Raw genomic sequence first — 20,936 nt, 5'->3', positions numbered from 1 at the left:
TCACTGTGTTCCGGCGGGTTACAGCGCGGGGAGGTCGGCGATTTGGATCATTTCGTCGCCGCGGGAGCGGGACCAGAGGATGCCGCGGCCGGGGGGCAGGCGCATGGGGCGGATGTCGCCGATGAGTTTGCCCTCGTCCCGGGAGCCGCTCATGAGCAGGGCGGGGACCGAGAGGTTCTTCATCGATCCGAGGACCTGGTCGTAGAGGGCTCGGGAGATGCCACCCATATTGCGGGAGATGATCACGTGCAGGCCGATGTCGCGGGCCTGCGGCAGGAGTTCCACCAGGGCGCCCAGGGGGTTTCCGCCCGCGACGACCATGTCGTAGTCGTCGACGACGACGTAGATCTCGGGGCCGCTCCACCAGTCGCGGTCGCGCAGCTGCTGGGGTGTGATGTCGGACCCCGGGATGCGCTTGGCGAGGTAGTTGACGACCTCCTTGATCATGCCGCCGCAGGTTTGCGAGGAGGTGGAGTACCCGGCCAGCTGATCGCCTTCCAGCACGCCCAGCAGAGTGCGGCGGTAGTCGATGAGGATGACGCGGGCGGTGTCGGCGTTGGAGTTCTCGGCCAGGCCGCGAATGATGTTGCGCAGCACCGTGGTCTTACCGGATTCGACTTCGGAGAAGACCATGAAGTGCGGGTCGGCGCTGAAATCCAGGGCGATCGGCTGCAGCTCGGATTCGCCGATGCCGATGACAACCTTGGTGGGGCTCTGCTGGATTCCGTGGCGGTGCGCCAGTTCCAGCGCGTGTTCGCGGGGCACGCTGCCCGGCAGGGTGCGCACGGCGGGTGCGCGGCGCTCGCCCCAGATGGCCTGCATCTCGGTGCGCGCGGCGGCCACACCCTCGGCCAGGTTCTGGGCGTTGGTGTCGGAGTCCAGGCGCGGCATCGCGATGAGCATGTGCAGCTGGTCCGGGGTGAGACCGCGGCCGGGCCGGTTGAGCGGGACGTTGACGGCGACGCGGCGGCCCATCTCGGAGTCCGAGGGGTCACCCAGGCGCAGTTCGACGCGGGTACCGATCATGTCCTTGACGGAGGCGCGGATCTCGCCCCAGCGGTTGGCGCCCAGGATCACGTGGATGCCGTACGAAAGGCCCTGGGCGGCAAGCTGTCCGACCATCGGCTCCAGGCTGTCGAACTCCTCGCGGATGACCTGCCAGTTGTCGATGACCAGGAACACGTCGCCGAACCGGTCGGCCAGCACCGGGTCGTCGGTCCGCTCGGAGGCGAGCGCGGCGTGCTTGCGCCGCCGGAACTCGGCCATGGATTCGATGCCCTGCGCGGCGAAGCGCTCCTCACGTTCACGCAGCAGGGTGCTGAGTTCGGCGATGGTCCGGCGCACCTTGTCGGAGTCGAGCTTGCCCGCGACCGAGCCGACGTGTGGCAGCCCGACCAGACCTGCCATCGAGCCACCACCGAAGTCGAGGCAGTAGAACTGCACCTGTTCGGGCGTGTGGGTGGCCGCCGCGGACATGATGATGGTGCGCAGCGTGGTGGATTTACCTGACTGCGGACCGCCGACGACCGCGACATTGCCCTGCGCCCCAGCGAGATTGATGGTGAGCACGTCGCGCCGCTGCTCGTAGGGCTTGTCGATGATGCCGATCGGCATCCACAGCTGCCCGTGCCGGTTGACCGGCGAACGCCAGTCCGGATCGGGCAGCAGCATGTCCACGGTCGGCGACTCTTCCAGCGGTGGCAGCCAAACCTCGTGGGCCGGGCGGCCGTGACCGGTCAGGCGTTTCACGACTGTCTGGAGCAGGCTGTCGGGCAGCCCTTCGTCGCCCGACGGTGGCGGGGGCGGCAGCAGGTCGAGCGGATCGAGCGGGTTCTCCGGCTCGGGCTGCTCGAGGATTTCGACCATCGCGGCGGTGAATTCGCGCGGCGGCGCTTCGACGACGGTGGTGCCGTCGGCGGCCTGCCGGGCCGCCCGGGGCGCGACGTAAGGGCCCGAGACATAGGTCGCGTTGAACCGCAGCGGATCCGACGCGTCGCTCTTGAGGTAGCCGGAACCTGGGACACCGGGCAGGTGGTAGGCGTCGGTGATGCCGAGCACCGCGCGAGATTCGTTGGCCGAGAAGGTGCGCAGACCGATGCGATAGGACAGATGCGAGTCGAGGCCGCGCATCTTGTTCTCCTCCAGCCGCTGCGAGGCGAGCAGCAGGTGGACGTGCAGCGAGCGGCCCAGTCGGCCGATCATGACGAACAGATCCGCGAAATCCGGCTTCTGCGAGAGCAATTCGGAGAACTCGTCGATGACCACGAACAGCGCGGGCAGCGGGTCGAGCGGCACACCTGCCGCGCGGGCCTTCTCGTACTCGTTGACGTTGGCGAAATTGCCGGCCGAGCGCAGCAGTTCCTGCCGCCGGTTCATCTCACCGGCGAGCGCGTCACGCATACGGTCGACGAGTTCGAGCTCTTCCTCGAGGTTGGTGATGACCGCCGCCACGTGCGGGAGCGGATCCATGCCGAGGAAGGTCGCGCCACCCTTGAAGTCGACGAGGATCAGGTTGAGCTGATCCGGCGAGTGCGTGGTCACCATCGAAAGAATCAGCGTGCGAAGGAATTCCGACTTACCCGAGCCGGTGGCGCCGATGCACAGACCGTGCGGGCCCATGCCGTTCTCGGCGGATTCCTTGATGTCGATCTCGACGGGCGTCCCGTCGGGAGTGATGCCGATGGGCACGCGCAGGCGTTCGCGTCCGGCGCGCGGCCGCCATACCTTGGCCGGATCGATCTGCGACGCGTCCGGAATCTTGAGCAGGTTCATCAGGCCGGGGTCGGCGGCGGAGGTGTTGTCGCCGAGGCTGACGATCTGTGCGGCGGTGGCGATGCGAAAGCGAGCCAGACTGCGCGAGAACGCTTCCGCCTCGGACAGCGTCACCCGGTCGGCATCGGCGAACTTCTCGGTACCGGCGGCGCTCTTGGCGAACACCTCCCCCCCGGAGGCCACCAGCTGCAGACCGCGGCGCGCGGCGAGGCTGTTCTCGGCGGCGCTCAGGTCGATGACGGTGACCGCGTCCAGACCGGATTCGCTGATCAAACGCTCACTGCCGCTGACGTATCCGTCGTCGATGATGACGACCAGGTGTATACGCCCCTGTGTCGGTTGCGGATTGCGCATGAACCGCCCGCGCTCGAGCAGGTCGTCGGCCAGTGCCGTCTCCAGCTCGCCGAGCGAGCCGTAGATCATGCGGGCCGCGCCCATGCCATCGCGCTGAGTCGAATGCTGTACGTGTGGCAGCCATTTCGCCCAGGACCACGCTTCGCAGTCGGGTTCGGCGGTGACGATGGCGACGCCGACGTGGTCGGGCCCGTGGAACGCGGTGAGCTCCATGAGCATCGACCACACCAGCCCGCGCACATCCTCGGCCGGACCCTCGACATTGATGGCGGGGAAGGCGCGCAACGACACCGCGGTCGGCAGGTGGTGTACCACGGAATGCGTTCGCACGAAACGCCGCAACGCGACGGTGGAGACCGGTTCCAGATCCTCGAGCGGTCCGGTTTCCGGCCGCGCCAGCTTGGCGGCGAGCCGGTGCGTGCCGATGCCGACGCGCACGTGCCCGAAATCGGGATCGTTGGGCCGCCGCTCCCACATGCGCCGGGTGCCCACGATGGATGGCAGGTCGGCGGGTTCGGGGTGACTCCAGACCAGCGTCTCCAGCTGCTTCTGACCGGTGCGCCGAACCTCGCGGCGGGTCTGGTCCAGATACCGGAAGTAGTCCTTGCGTTCCTCGTTCAGCTCCGCCGAACTCTTGCTGCTGCCGCGCTGACCCATGAGCATGCCGGCCATCGACATGATCATCATCATCGGCATCATCATCATGTACGGGTTGGTCAGCATGGACCGGCCCATCAGACTCATCATGGCGAGCATGCCGATCATGGCGACCACCATGACAACCGGCATCAGCTTGCTCATCAACGGCGAGGGCACGGGACGCGGGATCTCCGGCGGTGCGGTCAGCGCCATCTCACCGCCCGGGGCGCGGGGTGGCGCGATGCGGGGCCGGCGCACGAAACCTTCGGTAGCCATGGATATTTCTCCGGTCGTCAGTAATCGAGGTCGGGCAGCTCGTCGTCGCTGCGGCGGCGCCGGAACGGAATCGATACGGCGAGACCGATTCCCAGCGCGGAGAGACAGACGAGGGTGCCGACGGTGGCGACGAGCCGCGGCAATCGCGGTGGGCCGGCCGGCTGCTGAGGTGTGGGGAAAGCCTGAGGTTTCGTGGCCCCGGCGTGGATCGGCAGCTCGGGCGTCTCCGCGGTGAGCACGCTCGCCGGGAACTGCGCGGTGAGGGCGGCGACCGGATCGATCAGGCCCGCGCCGACGCGGTCATCGCGGCCGGTGCCGGGCTGATGCGCGGTGAGCATGATCTGGTTCATCACCTGCCGCGCGGTCCAGTCGGGGTGCTTCGCCTTCACCAGCGCCGCCAGACCCGCCACATAGGGTGCGGCGAAACTGGTTCCGTTGATGGGCTTCTGGCCCGAGTCCACACCGGTGGCGTTGATCAGTCCGGTCCCGCCGGGCTTGTTGTCGAGCGAGACGATATTGGTCCCGATCGCCGCGACTCCGACCCACGGGCCGTAGAGCGAGAAGCTGGACGGGCCGCCGGTCGGATCGACCGAGGCGACCGACAGCACGTACCTGCTGAACCAGGCCGGGCTGGAGATGGTCTTCACCTTGTCCCAGCTGGTCTTGCTGTTGCTGAACTGATCGTTCTGGGTCCCGCAGCCATTGCTCTGGTCCACGTTTCCGGCGGCGACGACCACCACGACGTTCTGTTCGAAGGCGAAGCGCACCGCGTCCCCGAGCGACGAGTCCGCGGTATCGCCGCCGGCCGACGTGCAGGCGTCCTCGGAGATATTGATAACGGTGGCACCCATATTCACCGCGCGCACGACCGCGGCTGCGAGCGTCTGCATATTGCCGTAGCCCGACTTGCTCATGCTGCCCGGCGTGTCCCCGCCGTTGGAGTCCTTGGCCTTGTAGGCATCGCTGAGCTGCCGGATCGACAGGATCTCCGCGTCCGGCGCGACACCCACGAAGGCGTCGTCCGCGCTGGGCTGGGCGGCGATGATGCCGGCGACCAGAGTGCCGTGGCCGTCGCAGTCCTCGGTGGTTCCGTCGCCATCGGAGACGAAGTCCCCACCGCCCTGCAGATTCGCCAGCCGCGGATGCCGATTCACGCCGGTGTCGATCACGGCGACCTTCTGCCCGGCGCCCTTGCGGTTCGGCCCCGGGTTGGCCTGCCAGGCCGCGGGCAGGTCGAGCACCTTTTGCGCGACGGGTTCGTCACGTGGAGTGTCGCCCTTGAGGGACTGCTCGACGCAGACTGCACTCTTCTGGGTCGCCACCGGCGGCGCGGGCTTACCCGCCAGCGCCTGGGCCTCGCCGAGATGGGAGAGGTCGGGGTCGGGCTGGCTGACGGCGGCCGCCGCAGTGCCGTGGGGTCCCAGCAGCGCACCGCCGAGAATCGCCGCCGCACACAGTGTTCGCGCCCAGTTTCCAGGACGCGGGCTCATATGTTCCGGGCCGTCGAGTAGACGTCCATCATCCACAGCACCAGCGGGATGATCGACACGATCAAGCCGTATTCGAAGATCTCGTTGAAGCGCCGGGTGACGGGGGTGACCTCGACATGCGGGCCGATGACACCGAATCCGATGGCCCCCACCGCGAATGCGATCAGCAGACCGGCTGAGACGAGCAGCATGCCGTCGTCGTTCAGTGCCAACAGCACCACCAGACCTACGAAAGTGACACAGCCACCGGCGATCAGCGTGGCGGCCTGGGTGAGGTCGGCGAACGAGCGTCCGCGCAGACAGAGAATGATCGAGATGACGACCGCGAGGGCGATGCCCTGCCAGCGGGCGGAGTTCAGCGGATCGGCCGCGCCGATCGCGCCGGCGACCGCGCCGATCGCACTGCCCATCACGATGCCGGTCTGGAACTGATTCGCGGTGCGGGCCCGCTGCCCGAGTCCGTGCGCGGAGGGCAGCACGGTCGCGCCGATCGCGCCGATACCCTCGATGGTGGGCCGGGGTTCGTGGTCGGCCGGGTCGATGGCGGCGCCGGCGGTGGGCACCGGCGGCACGGGTAGTCGCGCGAGCATGGCGGCCAGTCGCGGCACCATCGAGAGCACGATGATGGACGCGACAAGTACGCCCGCAGCCACTTTCGGCACTCCGGCATCCCAGATCATGCGGACGGCCGCGCCGATGCCGGCCAGGAGCACGACGGTCACGACGGCGGACACCACCGCCGCGCCGGCCCCGATGATGCGGTACCCGACCACGGCGAGCAGCAGGGTCGCGGCCGCGCCGAGCATGAGATGCGGACTGCCGACCGATCCCGGAACCGCCAGCGCCGCACCGCCGAAGGTGAGCAGCAGCATGCACAGCGTGAGCACGGTCGCCGTCAGCTCGTCCGCGTATTTGCGCATGGCGATGGCGCCGGCGACAAGTGCGGCGATGGCACCACCCAGCAGCAGTGGCGGCGCGACGAACTTGTCGCCGGCCGAACGGGAGAGCAGCCCCAGCACGACCGCGAAGGCCACCGCGGCCACTCCGGCCACGAGTCCGGTCCAGCGCGCGGCCGTCGGCGACCAGCTCCGGAACTCCTCGGCCGTCAGCCTCGACACAGCGTCGATGACGTCGTCGAACAGCGCGGGCGCTTCCTTGGCGGAAACCGCGCGCAGCACCAGCAATTCGCCGTCGTAGATCTCGGCGTCGTTGAGGGTCTGGCTGGGCGCGATCATGTCGCGTCCCAATTTGGCCAGCGTCCAATGCTGCGACTGGAGCGGTGTTCCCCCCTCTTCACCGCCGATCGGATCCGGATTGCGGGATTCGATGAGACGCACCAGATCACCGATGAACGCGGCGATCGGCACGTTGGCCGGCAGACCGACGTCGAGCTGGGTATTCCCCCCGATGACGGACACTCGGCACAATTCGGGTTCAGCCGCCCGCGGGCCGCTGATCGACTGTGCTGTCACTTGCTGAACTGCTCCCCTATAGCTCTCAACAGTTGCCCGCCCAGGGCGGTTAACCATAATGTATCCGACTGTCCGCAGCTGTGCGATCGCACCGCGTGGGTGGGGATTGTGAACGAAAGACCAACCAGGTTCGACGAATTCGGGGTTCGACTAGCATGATCGACACTCGCCAGGCCCAACGCGCCTTCGATGCGGGAGTGCTGTCACTGGGGTTGAGCATCGAGGGCCAGGAGTCGAACCGGGACCTCGACTACGCGAAACTCGCCTTTCAGCGCGCGACCGAGTGGGACCCCACCATGGCCGACGCCTGGCTGGGCCGGGCCGCCGCCGGTGAGGTCACCAAGGATGTTCTGAGCAACCTGTACAAGTGCAGCACCGTCTCGCTGGGACGGGAACAGCGCCGGTTGGGGCTGGCGCCGCGGACGCTTGCCGGACGTTTCCTGCCGGGCCTCTACATCGACTATCCGCTGGCCGGTTTCACCGAGATCCACCTGGCGTGGGCCGCGCATCTTATCTCCGAGAAGCAGTACGACGAGGCCGAGCAGGTCCTCGACGAACTCGACAAGCACCGACGGGCGCGGGCTTCGGAGCCGGACTTCGAAATCGACGGGCGCATAGCCAAGTACGTGCGCGGCATCCTGCACTACAACACCCAGCGCTGGCCCGATGTGATGACCGTCCTGAACGGGTCCGAGGGGTGGGAGGATCCGTACCTCGCCGCAGGCGCGCATGTGATGGTCGGCACATCCTGCGCGCAACTGGGTCTGTTCGGTGAGGCGATCCGCCGGATGGAAGCCGCGGAGGCCGGCCCGATTCCGGCGGCGCGCACCGCGGCCATGTTCTGCCGCGGGCTGTGCCTGCGCGAGAACGGGGCCGCGGACGAGGCGCAGGCGCTGTTCGAGAAGGTCTACTCGCAGGCACCGGATTTCGACGCCAACACCGCGGCCATGCGCGACCGCACCTACCGGATCACCCTCACCACCAAGGAGGTGATCGAGGCCCGCACCGACAAGTGGGATCCGGCCTCGGCGCCCTCCTTGGAGGAGAAGCAGGCCGCCGAGCACGAGGACCGGGCCAAGGAGATCCTGGCCCAGGCCCGCGCCGAGCTGGACAAGCAGATCGGCCTGAACGCGGTCAAAACGCAGGTGGCCAAGCTGCAGTCGAGTGCGCAGCTGGCGAAGATCCGTGCGGAGAAGGGACTTTCGAGTTCGGCCCGCGGTCAGCACCTGGCCTTCACGGGCCCGCCCGGAACCGGTAAGACCACCATCGCGCGCGTGGTCGCCAAGATCTATTGCGGCCTGGGCATTCTCAAGACCGACAAGGTGGTCGAGACCAAGCGCTCCGACTTCGTCGGCCAGCATCTGGGCTCCACCGCCATCAAGACCGACGCCCTGATCGACACCGCCATGGACGGCGTGCTGTTCATCGACGAGGCGTACACCCTTATCCAGCAGGGTCTTTCGGGTGGTGACGCGTTCGGCCGCGAGGCCGTCGACACGCTGCTGGCCCGCATGGAGAACGACCGCGACCGCCTGGTGGTCATCATCGCCGGATACGACGGCGAGATCGACCGCTTCCTGGCCGCCAACGACGGTCTGGCCTCCCGCTTCGCCAAGCGCCTCCAGTTCCCTTCGTACACCGCGGAGGAGCTCGGGCGGATCGGTGAAGTCGTTGCGTCCAAGCGGGATTCGGAGCTGTCCGAGGACGCGCTGCAGGCCTTGGTCGCGACGTGCGAGCGGCTCTACACCATGGAGAGCACCGACCAGAGCGGGCAACCGCGCCGCGGTGTGGACGTGGCCGGCAACGGTCGTTTCATCCGCAACCTGATCGAGGCCGCCGAGGAGGAACGCGAATTCCGGCTGGCCAATGACGAATCCATCGATCTGAGCGCCATCGACGAATCGGTGCTCATGCGGATCGAGGGCCCCGACATGAAAGCCGCGCTGAGCACCCTGCTCGCCTCGCTGAACCTGTCGTCGGCCGCCGACTGAGGGGCAACTGAACTGTGAACGACTTTCCGCGGGGAGCGGGCGGCTATCAGCCGGGCGGAAGTGGCGGGAATCCACATGGCGGGGATCGGGGCTACCCCGGAGAGGCACGGCAGGGCCGCCCACCGAGCGGTTATCCGCAGGGTGGTCAGGGTGGGTTCGGGCCTGGCGGCCAGATCTCGAATCCACCGGGAGGACGAGGTGATTTCGCACCCGGCCTGCCGGACAACGCACGCCGGTTCGCGCAGCGCGGATCGAGCGTCGCGGCACCGCCGCGGCCGGCGCCCCCGCAGCCGTCACCGGAGCCGCCTCGACGATCCGCACCGGAGCCTGCGGAGTCTCACCCGCAGCGATCCGTCGGCAGCCCCGCGGCTGCCGTGGCGGCGGAGTTGCGCTCCGATGATCTGTGGCTGCTACGGAATCTGCCGCTGCGACTGGTGATTCCGGTCGCGTTGATCGGCGTCGCGGCCTCGCTGGTGGCGGTCGCGTTGCACGCCCCCTGGTGGGCGGCGCTGGTGGCCGGCCTGGTGCCCGCGCTCATCGGGCTGGCCCCGGTCGCCGGAGTGCCGGTCGGGCTGCGGCTGGGCCGCTGGGTCTCGTATCGCTGGAAACAGGCGCGGCGCAAGAGTTTCGACGAGAACGCTCTGGTCGACGTTCCGCTGCCTGACGGCGGCAGCTGCGGATTGCGCTGGGACGGAACGTTGTTGACCACCATGCTGCGCATCGATCCGCCGCCGGACACGCTGACGCTGCTGCGCCGTGGCTCGCTGAGCACCGATCAGCTGTTGCCGCTCAACGAGATCGCGGCCTGCCTGCGCCAGTACGACGTCGAACTGCACTCGGTCGATGTCATCAGCACCGGCACCCGCACCGCGAGCACCGAGGCGGTGATCTCCGGCTACGCGGCCAGCATCGCGCCCCTGGGCCGCCTCTACGACGAGATCCTGGGCCCGCTGCCCGCCATCGCGCACCGCACCATGTGGCTGGTGCTGCGCCTGAACCCGCTCGACAACGCCAAGGCGGTCGACAACCGCGGCGGCGGACCGGAGGGCGCGCTGCGCTCGGCCCTGGTCGCCACCCGCCGGGTCGCGAATCGCCTTGCCGGACACGGCATCACGGCCTCAGTGCTGACAACCGCGGAGATGACAACCGCGATCCGCGAACTGACCCGCGGCATTCCGATCCCCGAATTCACCGAGAACCCGGACAACTTGGAGCACAACGGGGTTCACCTCACGAGCTACCAGATCGACCCGCAGCTCTTCAATTCCGATGGCCTGGCCAAGATCTGGGCGGTCCGCAGTCTCGCCACCACGGTGACAGTCCGCTTGCAGCCGGTCCCCGAGCCCGGCGCGAAGCCCGGCCAGCCCGCCGGCATCATCGAGGTGGACGCCCGCGTCCGCTACGACACCCCCTACGAGCACGGCGAGCCCCCGGTCGCAGGCCTGAAGGAACTCCCCCGCCGCCAGATGTGGGCGCTCATGGACATCCTGTCCTACGGCACCCAGGAGATCCGCCCCAGCGGCTACCGCGGCCCCGTCGACGTCCTCACCGACATCGCCATGCCGACCGCCGGTTGCGGCCAGCTCATCGGCGCCGACACCACCGGCAGCGGCATCGCGGTCCCCCTCATCGGCGACGGCTCCCGCCGCATCGACATCATCGCCAGTCTCCAACTGGCCCAACAGGTCATCCTCCGCGCCATCGCCCTGGGCGCCGGGGCGGTAGTCCACACCGCCCGCCCCGGCGCCTGGCAGGCCATGGTCGCGAATGTCGCTGCCCCGCAAGCCCTCTCACTGGCCTCCTCGGTCACGCACAGCTCCCGGGGCACCGCCGTCACCGGCCGCCTCCCCAACCCCGCCGCCACCGTCATCGTCTTCGACGGCGTCCCGGCCAGCGCACCCCCGGGCTCGGCCACCGTGGTCACCATCCACGAATCCATCTCCGCCGATTACGAACCCGACGCGGATGTGACGATCGTCCAGCACCCGGACGCACCGCACACCATCTCTGTGCATACACCGGCGACGATGACCACCGCCCAAATGGTCACCACCCCGGCTGAACAGCATTACTTGAGCGGGGCTATAGCCCGGCGCTGATCCGGGCCTTCGGCGGTCCTCTCTCAGTGTGCTCCGCTGAGAGAGGATCCTCTTCCATCACCAACCAGCGATCACCAGCACCGGTTTACCGGGAGTTCCGAGCCGTGTCCGGCAGGCGTGGTGCTCAGCGGCGCGGCAGGTTTCCGACAATCTCCTGCATAATGGATTTCGTTGCGGTGCAGATCTTCTGATAGAGATCTCCACCCTCGCCTTCGCCTTGCAGTTCCAACTGGACCAACTCGACCTTGTCGCCAGCGGTGCGGTAGGGGTATTCGAGCACGCAGATCGTGTCCACGACGTGGGTGTGCGGGATGGCCGTCGTGCCGTTGCCCAGATCGATCGGTGTGTTCGTAGCGACTTCTTCAGGCTTCACGAAGTTGAGCTGAAGTTTCACCTCGGACGTTCCGTGCCAGTGGCATTCGTGCGCCGAGACGTCCGAGGGCACGGCCGGAATCGGCCCGACTGTGCTGTTCAGCCGCTCGTTGGAAACCAGCCCGCACGGATCTATCCGACTCAGCGATGCGGTATCGGCTCGCTGCGGCGGTGAATTGCGGGTGGCGACCAGCCGGGTGAGCACCTTCTCGGCCAGGTCACACGACGACGCTTTCCTGAGCGAGACGACAATTCCCCACTTCTGGTTCAGGTCGGACAGCTCGACGCCTCGTTGACACTGGGAAAAAGTGGCGTCGTCGTCGGCGAGTATCTGCAAGCCATCCGTACTTCGCCCGGTTCCATCGAGCAGGGACGTGTCATAGCCGGGCTTGACCGCCAGGTATTGTCCTCCCGATGTGACTCCGCATTCCCAGCCCAGGTAGGTTTCCGTCTCCCATGTCGACACATCGCTGGGCCAGCCCGAATCCGGCGGGACCGAGCCCTGCATCGACTGCTGGAGCCAAGCGCAGGCATCGGCGTTGCGTAATCGAGCGAGCATCAAGTTGGCAGTCGGTGTTCCGGACGGCCTGTCCGACAGTCGAATCCAGGTGATCGCACCCGCAACCAACAGCAGCACCAGCAGAGCGGCCAGGCTCACCCGCCGGGCCGCTGTGCGTCCTCGTGACGTGCTCTTGCCCGATCCTGGCACATCGGCCACATCGAACCCTCTGCCCATGACAGCGGCCTGGTAGCCACTGCCCGAGACTATGACGGTCGCGTCAGGGTTCGCGGTCAGAGCGGTGAGCCCGGCGAGCTGCCGCTGGATTCCAGCATGCACCGGTCCCGGCCAAGGCGCGGCGCCCTCTGGCAACCATCCGATCTGTTCCAGCAATTGCGCCGGAGTGGGCCGAAACTGCGGCTTCTTGGCCAGGCATGGGGCGATGAGATGACGCAGCTCCGGCGCCACCTGGTCCCAATCCGGTTCCGAGTGCACGATATTGAACAGTGTGTACGCCATGGAAGGGGCAGCGAAGGGGCTTTTCCCAGTCGCCGCCATGACCAGTAGCGCGCCCAAGGAGAAGATATCGCTCGCCGGCGTGATCGGCTCCGCCGAAGCTTGCTCCGGAGACATATAGGCGGGAGAGCCCAGGGCGGAACCGGTTTCGGTCAACCCGCTCGGGTTCTCGTGGAGCTGCGCGATTCCGAAGTCGATAACCCGTGGCCCCTCAGTCGTGAGCATCACATTGGCAGGCTTGAGATCCCGATGCACGAGACCGAGCCGGTGAATGTCCTGCAGGGCCACCGCCAGACCGGCAGCCAGCGCCTTGACGGCGGGCACCGGTAGCGGACCGAACTCGGCCACCACCTTGTCCAGCGGCAGGCCGACCACGAATACCGAAGCCAACCAGGGATTTCCACTGTCTACGTCGAAGTCGACCACCGGAGCGGTGAAGGCGCCCGACACCTGGGTGCTCGCGTTGACCTCACGCCGGAATCGCGCCCGATATTCGTGCTCGCCGAGCAGGTGCTGATGAATCTGCTTGATCGCCACGAATCGTCCGTCGGGCCCGATACCGAGCAGCACCCGGCCCATTCCGCCCGAACCCAGCACTCCCAGAACCCGATAGCGGCCGATGACTCGCGACTCGGCGGGATCGAGTGGCTTGACCGCCATTACTTCGGCAGCCTCGGCAGGACATCGGCCATGACCTTCTTGGCCTGCTCGCACGCGCCCGTGTCTCCGGATCCCCAGTCACTGATCCGGACCCTGACAATTTCGGCATTGTCATTGGTGGTCAGGCGGGCCTGGTACTTCACTTCGCAGTTGCCATTCGGGTTCTTCATCCAGAGGTTCTCGATATAGGCCGTGGATTGCCCAATCTGAATGGTCTTGTACCGGGTGTTGCCCTTGTCGAGCCGATCAGTGTCGTCCAGCGTGACTTCCGCGGTCCCGACGCTGCCTTGGTAGTAGCAGTCGCCGGCCCCTTGCACACGCCGTGCGGGATCACCGGCGAGGCCACCCGCGAGCGTCGGGTCCAGCAACGAGCACGGGTCGACGCGCAGAATCGAGTTCCCCGGAAGCTTCAGCTGCGGCGCGTAGACGGTGAGCTGCTGTACGACGGCCGTGATCGCCTTGTCCGCCATCGAGCAGCCGTCACCGCCGCTGGATGCGTAGCCTGAGACCGAAAGGGCATTGCGACCACCGCTCTGCGTGAGAACGTAGCGTTGGCAGATCCCGAATCCATCCTTGTTTCGGAGGATCGGTGTCCAGCCCACGGTCTGGCCCGTGGGCGTCGTGGTCTCCTCCACCTCGTCGGCCGAGGTCAAGGTATCCAGTTCCACATCGATTTTGTGATTGTCCGAGTCGGTGACCGCAGTCCTGCAGCCGCCGTATTCCTTGTGCGGAGCTGTGACCCGCGTACCCAGCTTCGGCGTCACGAGATCGAGCACCTTGCAGGTATCGAGTTGTTGCAGCTCCATGGTCGTGACCGCCAACGAGGGATCTGCCATCGGCTGCGAATGCCCGCTCTGCATGGACATTTCGCGCACACCGAAGGTTCCCGCTCCGAGCGCTACCAACGTCGCCGCGGCTGCCGCCATCCATCTCAGCATTCTGCGTCGATTGGACTTCGCCTGCTCCAGCTCGTCCTCGAGCCTCGACTCCCGTTCGGCGGTGTGGACCCACCAGTCGGAGTCGGCGCGGTGCGCGTCGATCCGGGCTTTCACCGGAACGGGCCAGATGGGCTCGGGCTGAATCCGGCTCGCCGTGTCCAGCAGCTGGTCCGCTGTCGGCCTTCGTGCCGGATCCTTCGACAGGCAGGCGTCCACCAGATCCCGCAACGCAACCGGTACACCCTCGATATTCGGCATGGCGTGCATGACGCTGTAGAGGATCTGCGGTGTCGAAACGCCCGGGAACGGACTGGAACCCGTCGCCGCCATAGCCAGAATCGCGCCCACGGAATACACGTCCGCGGCAGTTGTGAGGGGCCGGCCCTCGGCCTGCTCGGGCGACATGTACGCCGGGGAGCCCATGACCGTCCCCGTAGCTGTCAGCGCGTCGCTGTCCTGGGCACGGGCAATGCCGAAGTCGATGATCCGGGGGCCTTCGGCGGTCAGGAGGACGTTGCCCGGCTTGAGATCTCGATGCAGCAGACCAGCACGGTGGATCTCGAGCAGCGCCGATGCCAGCCCGGTGGCGAGCAGCCGCAGCCCGCCGAGATTCATGGGCCCACATTCGTCGATGACCGTCTTCAGGTCAGGTCCGTTGATGTATTCGGTGGCCAGCCACGGACTCTCGGATTCGGTGTCACTATCGATCACCGCGGCGGTGTAAGCGCCGGTGAGTTGCCGGCAGGCCTGCACCTCGCGAGCGAACCGGCCACGGAATTCGGGATTTCCGGCGAGATGCTGGTGAATCTGCTTGATCGCCACCAGTCGTCCGGTCGGCGTGCGGCCCAGCAGCACCCGCCCCATACCGCCCCGGCCGATCATCGCGATGGTGCGATTGCGCCCCAGCCACTTCGGATCCTGTGGCGTCAGCGCCTTCATGCCGTCTCCCCCATGATCGAATACTGCGCGGCGGCCAGTTGGCGGACATCGGTATCGGTATTGCTGTACACCATGGCCACGTATGCGCCCCGCGTCACGACGCAACGAAAACGTCTGGCTTCCAAAGAATTCGGCGAAGGCTTGGACAATTGACGGCAAGCCACATCGGACAGTCCGGATACTCCACTGATGGGTGTGGACTCGGCGTCATCGTGCGGTTCACCGAGATATCCGGCGTACTTCACGGCCGTCGCGGCGTCGCGCATCTTGAAAAGGCGCTTGTTGTAGGAAACCGCCACCGCGGTGACGCCGTGATCGGTGTTCATCGCCGCATCCGCCGCCGGGCTCCCCAGCAGCGCGGAGTAGGCGTGTACACCCCAGACGGCGAACTTCATCGCGACAGGCGTGGGGTCGTCGGTCCGCACTATCCGGGTCAACAGCTTGTCCGGATCAATTTGCAGCTTGGGCAGATCCGCCGCCGGCGTCGGTGTGTAGTTCGCGAGGAGATCGATCTGCCGCTGGTATGACCGAGTGACCATGTCGACCAACTGCCCGAGATTCGGATCCGGCAACTGCGCGTAGACCCGGATCACCAACGTCTTGTATGCCATGACGCTGCCAAGCGTGGGAACGCCGGGCCGCCAATGGCTGATTGCGGATGGGAAGGCATCAACTGCGACAGGCACGTTGTCAGAATTCGCCTGGAAGTCGGCGCGATCCATATCGGTCGCCGCCGCGGCCGCAGCCGCCTCATCCGGAAACTCCAGGAGCGACGTGGCCAGGAACTTCTGCGACTGATCAGCCGTGTTGGACTTGTTCGCCGAAAGGGCCCCGAAGGCCGCGAGCGGGTCGTGAGCGTCCGCTGCGTTCGCTTCGGGGCCGGAGATGACCGAATGCTGCACGCCGAGATAATTGGCGAACACGCCGCCGCCTCGCCCGACCTTCAGTTCCGGATCGATGTCCGTTCCATACATGATGTGCTCGCCCAGCCGCAACGACTCCGCCAGCACGCCCCGGGCCTTACTGGGCTTCTGGTCGTATTCGGAATCACCGGGCTTACCGGAGTAAGGGCCGTAATTCGTGGTGCTCCCGGAACTTCCACCACAACCCGACACCCCCGCCAGTACGACAAGCCCGACCGCTGTTGCGGCGGCCCTCCTCAGCCTGAACCGCATCCACCCCTCCAAGGCCACCCCGCGCGTTGTGGGCGCACCCTCCAAAATCTTGAACGCCGAGCCGAACTATCCGCACTGCGGAACCGCCCAGGCTCAGTCAACCTAGCATCGGATGAGTAGCAAGACCATTCGGCGTCTAACGCGCTGCGGGGTCGCCGCTACTGCGTCGGCAGGGTATCCCAGCTCTTCAGGGCATCCTGCTTGGACAGGGTGGAGCCGGGAACCAGCTGACCGATGATCTCCCACGGCGCCAGGTGTGGTGTGGATCCCAGCCCGAGGATCTGTGCGGTTGCGAGATCCGGGATGCCGTATCGAATTCCGTTGTCGGTGATGTAGAACAGATTCTCGCGACGCTGACTGCCCGGTTCGATGCCGGTGGTGCGCACGAATTCGCCGGTGGTGGGCGGCACGTAGACGGCATCGACTCGGTCGCCGGCGGTTCCGTCCTTGGTCGCCAAGTCGACCGGCTTCCGTGAATCCGGCAGCGGCAGACGCGTGCCGAGTAGCAGCTGGACCGTTGCCCGGTCCGAGGGTCCCTCGGTGGCATCCGGCTGTTCCTTGCCGAGACCGCTCTTCTTCGCCCAGGTGATACACGCGACCGGGTTGTCCTCCGCGGTAACGATCTTCGGCGTGGCATTGGGGAAGTCGTCGACCGCCAGCGAATGCACGATGGGCATTCCATTGAGCACATCGGGTGTCACGGATTTGAAGCCGCTCATGCCCTGCGAGTTGTCGGCTCCGATGACCTGCGCGGTGAATGCGGAGATACGCTGCACGCCGTCGGACAGCACTACATACAGGTCAGTTCGATCGGAACCATCCATAGCGGCGACCTTGATGATGCCGCCCACCGGCACAGTGCTCAGCTTGCCCAGACCGTTCTCTCCGACATGCGGAATAGCGGGCGGAACCAAGGGCGGCACCCTGACCGCAGCGCCGATCAGGTCCGTCGTGGCGGGCCGCGGCCGCTTGCCGCTCAAGCCCAGTGCTTGGGCCACCGAGTCCTTCGTCCGATCGAACTCCGCGACTTTGCCGTCGTAGATCAGGTAGTCCTTGCTGCCCTTGCTCGCCCAGATCGCCGAGCTCGGGTCGGACACCTTGATGCGGTCGCTGAGTTCCAAAGTGCTGGAGATGACCGTGGTTTCCGCTCCCGCGGACGAAGCTGCCCCGCCGGATGCCGACAGCGGCACCTTGTCACAGAGCGTCCACTGAGACCGTTCTCCCTGCCCCGTCCCCGGCAAAGCCGCGGGCACACCGGGGATTCCGAGGATCGGGCCACGCGGCACCGAATTGAGCTTGCTGTCCTTGACCGACTTCGGAGTTTCGCTCGTGCCCGAGATCAACCGCGCCGACGCGAGATTCAGCGTCGGATACAGGGTCATCTTGTTCTTGTCGTCTTTATCCCGAACGACGACGTAGAGTGCGCCGCTGTCCTTGCCCATCACAATGTTCGCATCGCCGATGGAGCCCTGCGGGCGAATGAACGCCATGATCGCCGCACCGGCGACCACGAGCAGCGCGAGAACAGCTCCGACCATCAGCGATCGAATCTGCGACCGCATCGGATCGTGGAGCATCCGTACATCGCGCCGCACCAGCGCGTGATCGAGACGGCGCAGCAGGAAGCGATACCCATTGACCTGGGCACGGGTGGTCAATTGGGCTGGCACTAACCAAATCCTCCGTCGAACCGGGAACTGCGGATACGTAGATTACTGAACGCCGACGGACGGCAGCGCACCTCTCATCGGTAAGGGAGGAGAGGTGCGCTGCCGTCCATGGCACCGACGATTTGTCAGTGGCCGAAGGCGTTGCGGACCTTGAGGTCCGCAGCGAGGGCGTTGTTCAGCGCGTTCTCGACCGCGGTGGCAACGGCGTCCAGGGTCGACAGGCACTTCTCGGCATACGCGCTGTCCCATTCGGACTTCGCGGCGATAACACCTTCCAGCGCGCCGTTCTCAGCGCCACTGTTGGGGTCCGACCACGCCGACTTCAGCTTCTCAACGGCCTGGCCGAGGTCGCTGGAGGTGTCGACCGCGGCAGTGCCGTCACCGGCGACAGCGACCAGATCCTTGTGGTACTGCCGGAGGTCGTGCACGAGGGTGGTCATGCCAGCCTTGTCGTAAAGCATGTGTAGTCCTTTGCAGAGTTGGAAAGTTGATGCGGGCGTCGACCGGACTATCCGAGGTTCGTGAGAGCCTTCGAGAAGTCGTCCTTGTTGGTGATGTCCACATTGCTGAACACGTCGGTTCCCTGACCGACCTTGTCCTGGAAATCATCCATGGCCTTGTTCAGCTTCACGGCTTCGTCGTCCCACGCCACCGCCGCAGCCTTGAACGCGTCGGCCGCGTCACCCGAGAAGCTGTTCTTGGACGAGTCCACGCGGTCGGTGATCTTGCTCAGAATGTCCTTGATCGAGGCGACAACGTCCGCCATGTGGCTCTGCGCCGCCTTGGCAACTTCCGCTTCATTTGCAACCATCGTCTGTACCTTGCCTTTTCTTGGGAATGGATAGGCGATGCGTTGCGCATCACCGGTTCGGGTCGATCAGCTGTTTGTGGGTCACAGATGACTCACGACAGCCACCTCCCCCCAGGCAGCGAGTCGATCAATGTTGAAATCGACTGCGCGATACGGTGATCACTGCCCGGTGTCAGCGTGGACCAGAGTTGCTGGTCCGAGGCGACCCCCGGTGCGGCCACGATGCGGCCCCGTGCGGTGTCGTAGACAGCGACGGCTCCGGGCGATCGGTCTGTGAGGCCGTCGGCGTAGGCGTAGGCCACGATTTCGGCGTAGGCGTGGGTGGCGGACAGGGCGAGGCCGTAGCTGGTGGCGTCGGTGTCGGGCACGCCGAGGTTGTAGACGGTGCTCGCGTAGTCCGCGGAAGTCGTTGCGGTGTCGAGGCGTTCGGCCAGGTCGGCGGACTCGGCGCTGAAGGCTGCCAGGTCGGCGGGCGGGCAGGGGCCGAGGGCCTCGAGCAGGGGGCGGGCCAGGGATTCGCCGGAGCCGTCGGACCAGAGGGGATGGATGTCCAGGGTGTCGCCGCGACGGACGGCGACGGCGTGGTCCTCGGAACGGCGGGTGACGCAGACTCGGATGAGGCCATCGGCGGTGTGGACACGCATGGCCAGTTCGCGATCGGGCTGAGCCAGGACGAAAAGTGCTGTTGCGGTGTCGGTGTCGACGTCACCGTGCACGTCGACGATGCGGCGGGCGCGTAGGTCGGCGCGGGCTAGCTCCTGGGCGTATTCCCATTCCTGGTACGAGTCCTGTTGCGGACCGATCGACAGCACCAGCGGCAGAGTCTGCACACCTAGGTGGCCGGCGAGTGCGATCACGCCGTCGTTGGTGAGGGTCGTCATGAGGCGGCCTCTCTACTTCCCCCGGACTCTGTGGCCCCGGAGGAACTTTCGGTTCCGGTGCTGCCCGCATTGAAGGCGATGTCGACCGGTGCGCGCTGGCCCGCAGGGTCGACTCCGCCGAGCACCGCGGGCGCGACCTGCATGCCGGAAGTGAGGCCCAGCTCGGCGTCGCTCGTGGGCGCACCCACGAGTCCGGCGCGCGGGATGTGCTCCTCGTCGCTGTCCTGACCGGCGTTGCCCATGGCGGTAGGCGCCATGGACGTACCGGACTGCTGGACCGTAACCGGCTGCGTCACAACGCGTTGCGTGGTCGTCTCCTTGGCCTCCACCGTTTGTGCGCGCACCTGCGCGAGCGGCATCGGCGGCAGGTTGAGCGAGTCGAGAGACAGGGTCGGCAGCGAAGTCGGCGCGACCGTTGGTGTTTCCGGGGTCTCCACGGGCTCGGCCGGCTGCTCGGCAGGCGTCAGCCCCGCGGTCACCTGCGGTGGCGCCTGGTGTTCCCAAGGCTTCGCCAGCGATTCGGTCGCGGCCTCGTACGTCCGCATCACCCGGGCCGCTTCGGCTTTCGCCTTCTCGGCGTCGGTCTCGGTCGTCGCCAGTCCGCCCAGCAGCGGCAGACCGGCGGCCAGACCGAGCTGCTGCATCACCTGCTGGAGGTCCTCGAGCTTCTCGACCTCGTCGACGTCCGGCATGGTCAGTTTCGCGAGTTCATACGCGGCAGCGTGCGATTCGGCCTGTGTCGCGTTCCCGGCCGCAGCCGATGCGGACGCACCGAGCCAATCCCGCAGCGCCTTGATGCGTTCGATGAACGGCCCGCTGTTCTTGGATTCCCAAGCGCTGTCCAGGATTACGAGAATCCGCTCGTACTCGATGGCGGCAGCCGCGAAACCGGCGCTCAAACGCGTCCACGCGAGACCGGCCTCGGCGGCGGGTACCGCGCCGGCACCCGTCACCAGGTCGCGTGCCAGCTGTTCGGCCGGCCGGGATTCCCAAACCGTCTCGGTGAAGCCGGGTTTCGTCGGTTCCAACATCGAGGAAGGTCCTGGCTCAGCCGGCGAAGCCGAGGACGGACTGCTCCTCGACCTGGCCGAAGGCATCGAACTGGCTGCGCAGCGTCGAAGCGAGAGTGCGCAGTTCGGTGACGCCGTCGCCGCCGGAGGCCACGAACGACGCCGCCACCGCGTTGAGGGTCTGCGCGGCACGCACCGACACCTCGTCCGCCCCGGCGGGCGCGAAGTCGAGCTTGGCCTGCTCGACGCCGAGTCCGCCGGCGATCCGGTCGGCGAGCGCGTCCAGCTGGGCCGCGGCGTCGCGGGCGGTCGAGGCGTCGAAGCGCAGACCGTCGAATGCGTTGGTGCTCATGCCAATCCTCCTGTTACCCC

Annotated in this window: 14 protein-coding genes; 2 read left to right on the top strand and 12 right to left on the bottom strand. The window is 66.6% G+C overall.

The window, feature by feature from the left end; translation table 11 throughout:
* Positions 1 to 18: 18 nt before the first annotated feature.
* From ON33_RS04485 to eccD, 3 genes are read right to left on the bottom strand one after another with little or no spacing between them, the layout of a single operon-like run.
* On the bottom strand, positions 19 to 4,041 hold the full coding sequence (locus ON33_RS04485) for a type VII secretion protein EccC (RefSeq protein ID WP_040855464.1): 4,023 nt from the start codon (positions 4,039 to 4,041) through the stop codon (positions 19 to 21).
* 17 nt (positions 4,042 to 4,058) lie between these two features.
* On the bottom strand, positions 4,059 to 5,567 hold the full coding sequence (gene mycP, locus ON33_RS04480) for a type VII secretion-associated serine protease mycosin (RefSeq protein ID WP_306307502.1): 1,509 nt from the start codon (positions 5,565 to 5,567) through the stop codon (positions 4,059 to 4,061).
* Complete coding sequence (gene eccD, locus ON33_RS04475) at positions 5,528 to 6,949, bottom strand: type VII secretion integral membrane protein EccD (protein WP_245550300.1); 1,422 nt, start codon at positions 6,947 to 6,949, stop codon at positions 5,528 to 5,530. Before eccD ends, mycP begins: the two co-directional genes overlap by 40 nt.
* Positions 6,950 to 7,158: 209 nt before the next feature.
* On the opposite strand from eccD, the gene eccA reads away from it, so the two are divergent.
* Together eccA and eccE are read left to right on the top strand one after the other, a co-directional pair.
* Positions 7,159 to 8,994: a type VII secretion AAA-ATPase EccA gene (gene eccA, locus ON33_RS04470; RefSeq protein WP_040855460.1), complete on the top strand. Its 1,836-nt coding sequence runs from the start codon at positions 7,159 to 7,161 to the stop codon at positions 8,992 to 8,994.
* Positions 8,995 to 9,380: 386 nt separating this feature from the next.
* Complete coding sequence (gene eccE / locus ON33_RS04465; RefSeq protein ID WP_245550299.1) at positions 9,381 to 11,093, top strand: type VII secretion protein EccE; 1,713 nt, start codon at positions 9,381 to 9,383, stop codon at positions 11,091 to 11,093.
* A 124-nt stretch (positions 11,094 to 11,217) separates the two neighbouring features.
* Here the strand turns inward: eccE and ON33_RS04460 are convergent, their stop codons facing one another.
* The 9 genes from ON33_RS04460 to ON33_RS04420 form a co-directional block, all read right to left on the bottom strand.
* The gene (locus tag ON33_RS04460; protein WP_051151628.1) at positions 11,218 to 13,140 is read right to left on the bottom strand and encodes a serine/threonine-protein kinase; all 1,923 of its coding nucleotides are present in this window, start codon (positions 13,138 to 13,140) and stop codon (positions 11,218 to 11,220) included.
* Positions 13,140 to 15,122, bottom strand: a complete 1,983-nt coding sequence (locus ON33_RS37920; protein WP_157184407.1) for a serine/threonine-protein kinase — start codon at positions 15,120 to 15,122, stop codon at positions 13,140 to 13,142. The genes ON33_RS04460 and ON33_RS37920 overlap by 1 nt, the downstream gene beginning before the upstream one ends.
* On the bottom strand, positions 15,014 to 16,192 hold the full coding sequence (locus ON33_RS04450; protein WP_444543754.1) for a DUF7373 family lipoprotein: 1,179 nt from the start codon (positions 16,190 to 16,192) through the stop codon (positions 15,014 to 15,016). Before ON33_RS04450 ends, ON33_RS37920 begins: the two co-directional genes overlap by 109 nt.
* Positions 16,193 to 16,350: 158 nt before the next feature.
* Entirely contained in the window at positions 16,351 to 17,862 is a 1,512-nt protein-coding gene (gene eccB / locus ON33_RS04445) for a type VII secretion protein EccB (protein ID WP_040855456.1), read from the bottom strand.
* A gap of 125 nt (positions 17,863 to 17,987) precedes the next feature.
* Positions 17,988 to 18,323 carry a hypothetical protein gene (locus ON33_RS04440; RefSeq protein ID WP_040855455.1) on the bottom strand — a complete coding sequence of 112 codons (336 nt, stop codon included), beginning with the start codon at positions 18,321 to 18,323 and terminating at the stop codon, positions 17,988 to 17,990.
* A gap of 47 nt (positions 18,324 to 18,370) precedes the next feature.
* Positions 18,371 to 18,673, bottom strand: a complete 303-nt coding sequence (locus tag ON33_RS04435; protein ID WP_083868587.1) for a WXG100 family type VII secretion target — start codon at positions 18,671 to 18,673, stop codon at positions 18,371 to 18,373.
* A 92-nt stretch (positions 18,674 to 18,765) separates the two neighbouring features.
* The gene (locus ON33_RS04430; RefSeq protein ID WP_040855453.1) at positions 18,766 to 19,554 is read right to left on the bottom strand and encodes an ESX secretion-associated protein EspG; all 789 of its coding nucleotides are present in this window, start codon (positions 19,552 to 19,554) and stop codon (positions 18,766 to 18,768) included.
* On the bottom strand, positions 19,551 to 20,585 hold the full coding sequence (locus ON33_RS37915; RefSeq protein ID WP_051151626.1) for a PPE domain-containing protein: 1,035 nt from the start codon (positions 20,583 to 20,585) through the stop codon (positions 19,551 to 19,553). The genes ON33_RS04430 and ON33_RS37915 overlap by 4 nt, the downstream gene beginning before the upstream one ends.
* A gap of 16 nt (positions 20,586 to 20,601) precedes the next feature.
* Complete coding sequence (locus tag ON33_RS04420) at positions 20,602 to 20,916, bottom strand: PE family protein (RefSeq protein WP_040855452.1); 315 nt, start codon at positions 20,914 to 20,916, stop codon at positions 20,602 to 20,604.
* Positions 20,917 to 20,936 lie beyond the last annotated feature (20 nt).

The sequence above is a fragment of the Nocardia niigatensis NBRC 100131 genome (assembly GCF_000308655.1).
GTDB lineage: Bacteria > Actinomycetota > Actinomycetes > Mycobacteriales > Mycobacteriaceae > Nocardia > Nocardia niigatensis.
The sequence above is the reverse complement of the archived record's forward strand: the minus strand, read 5'-3'. Positions and strand labels throughout refer to the sequence as shown.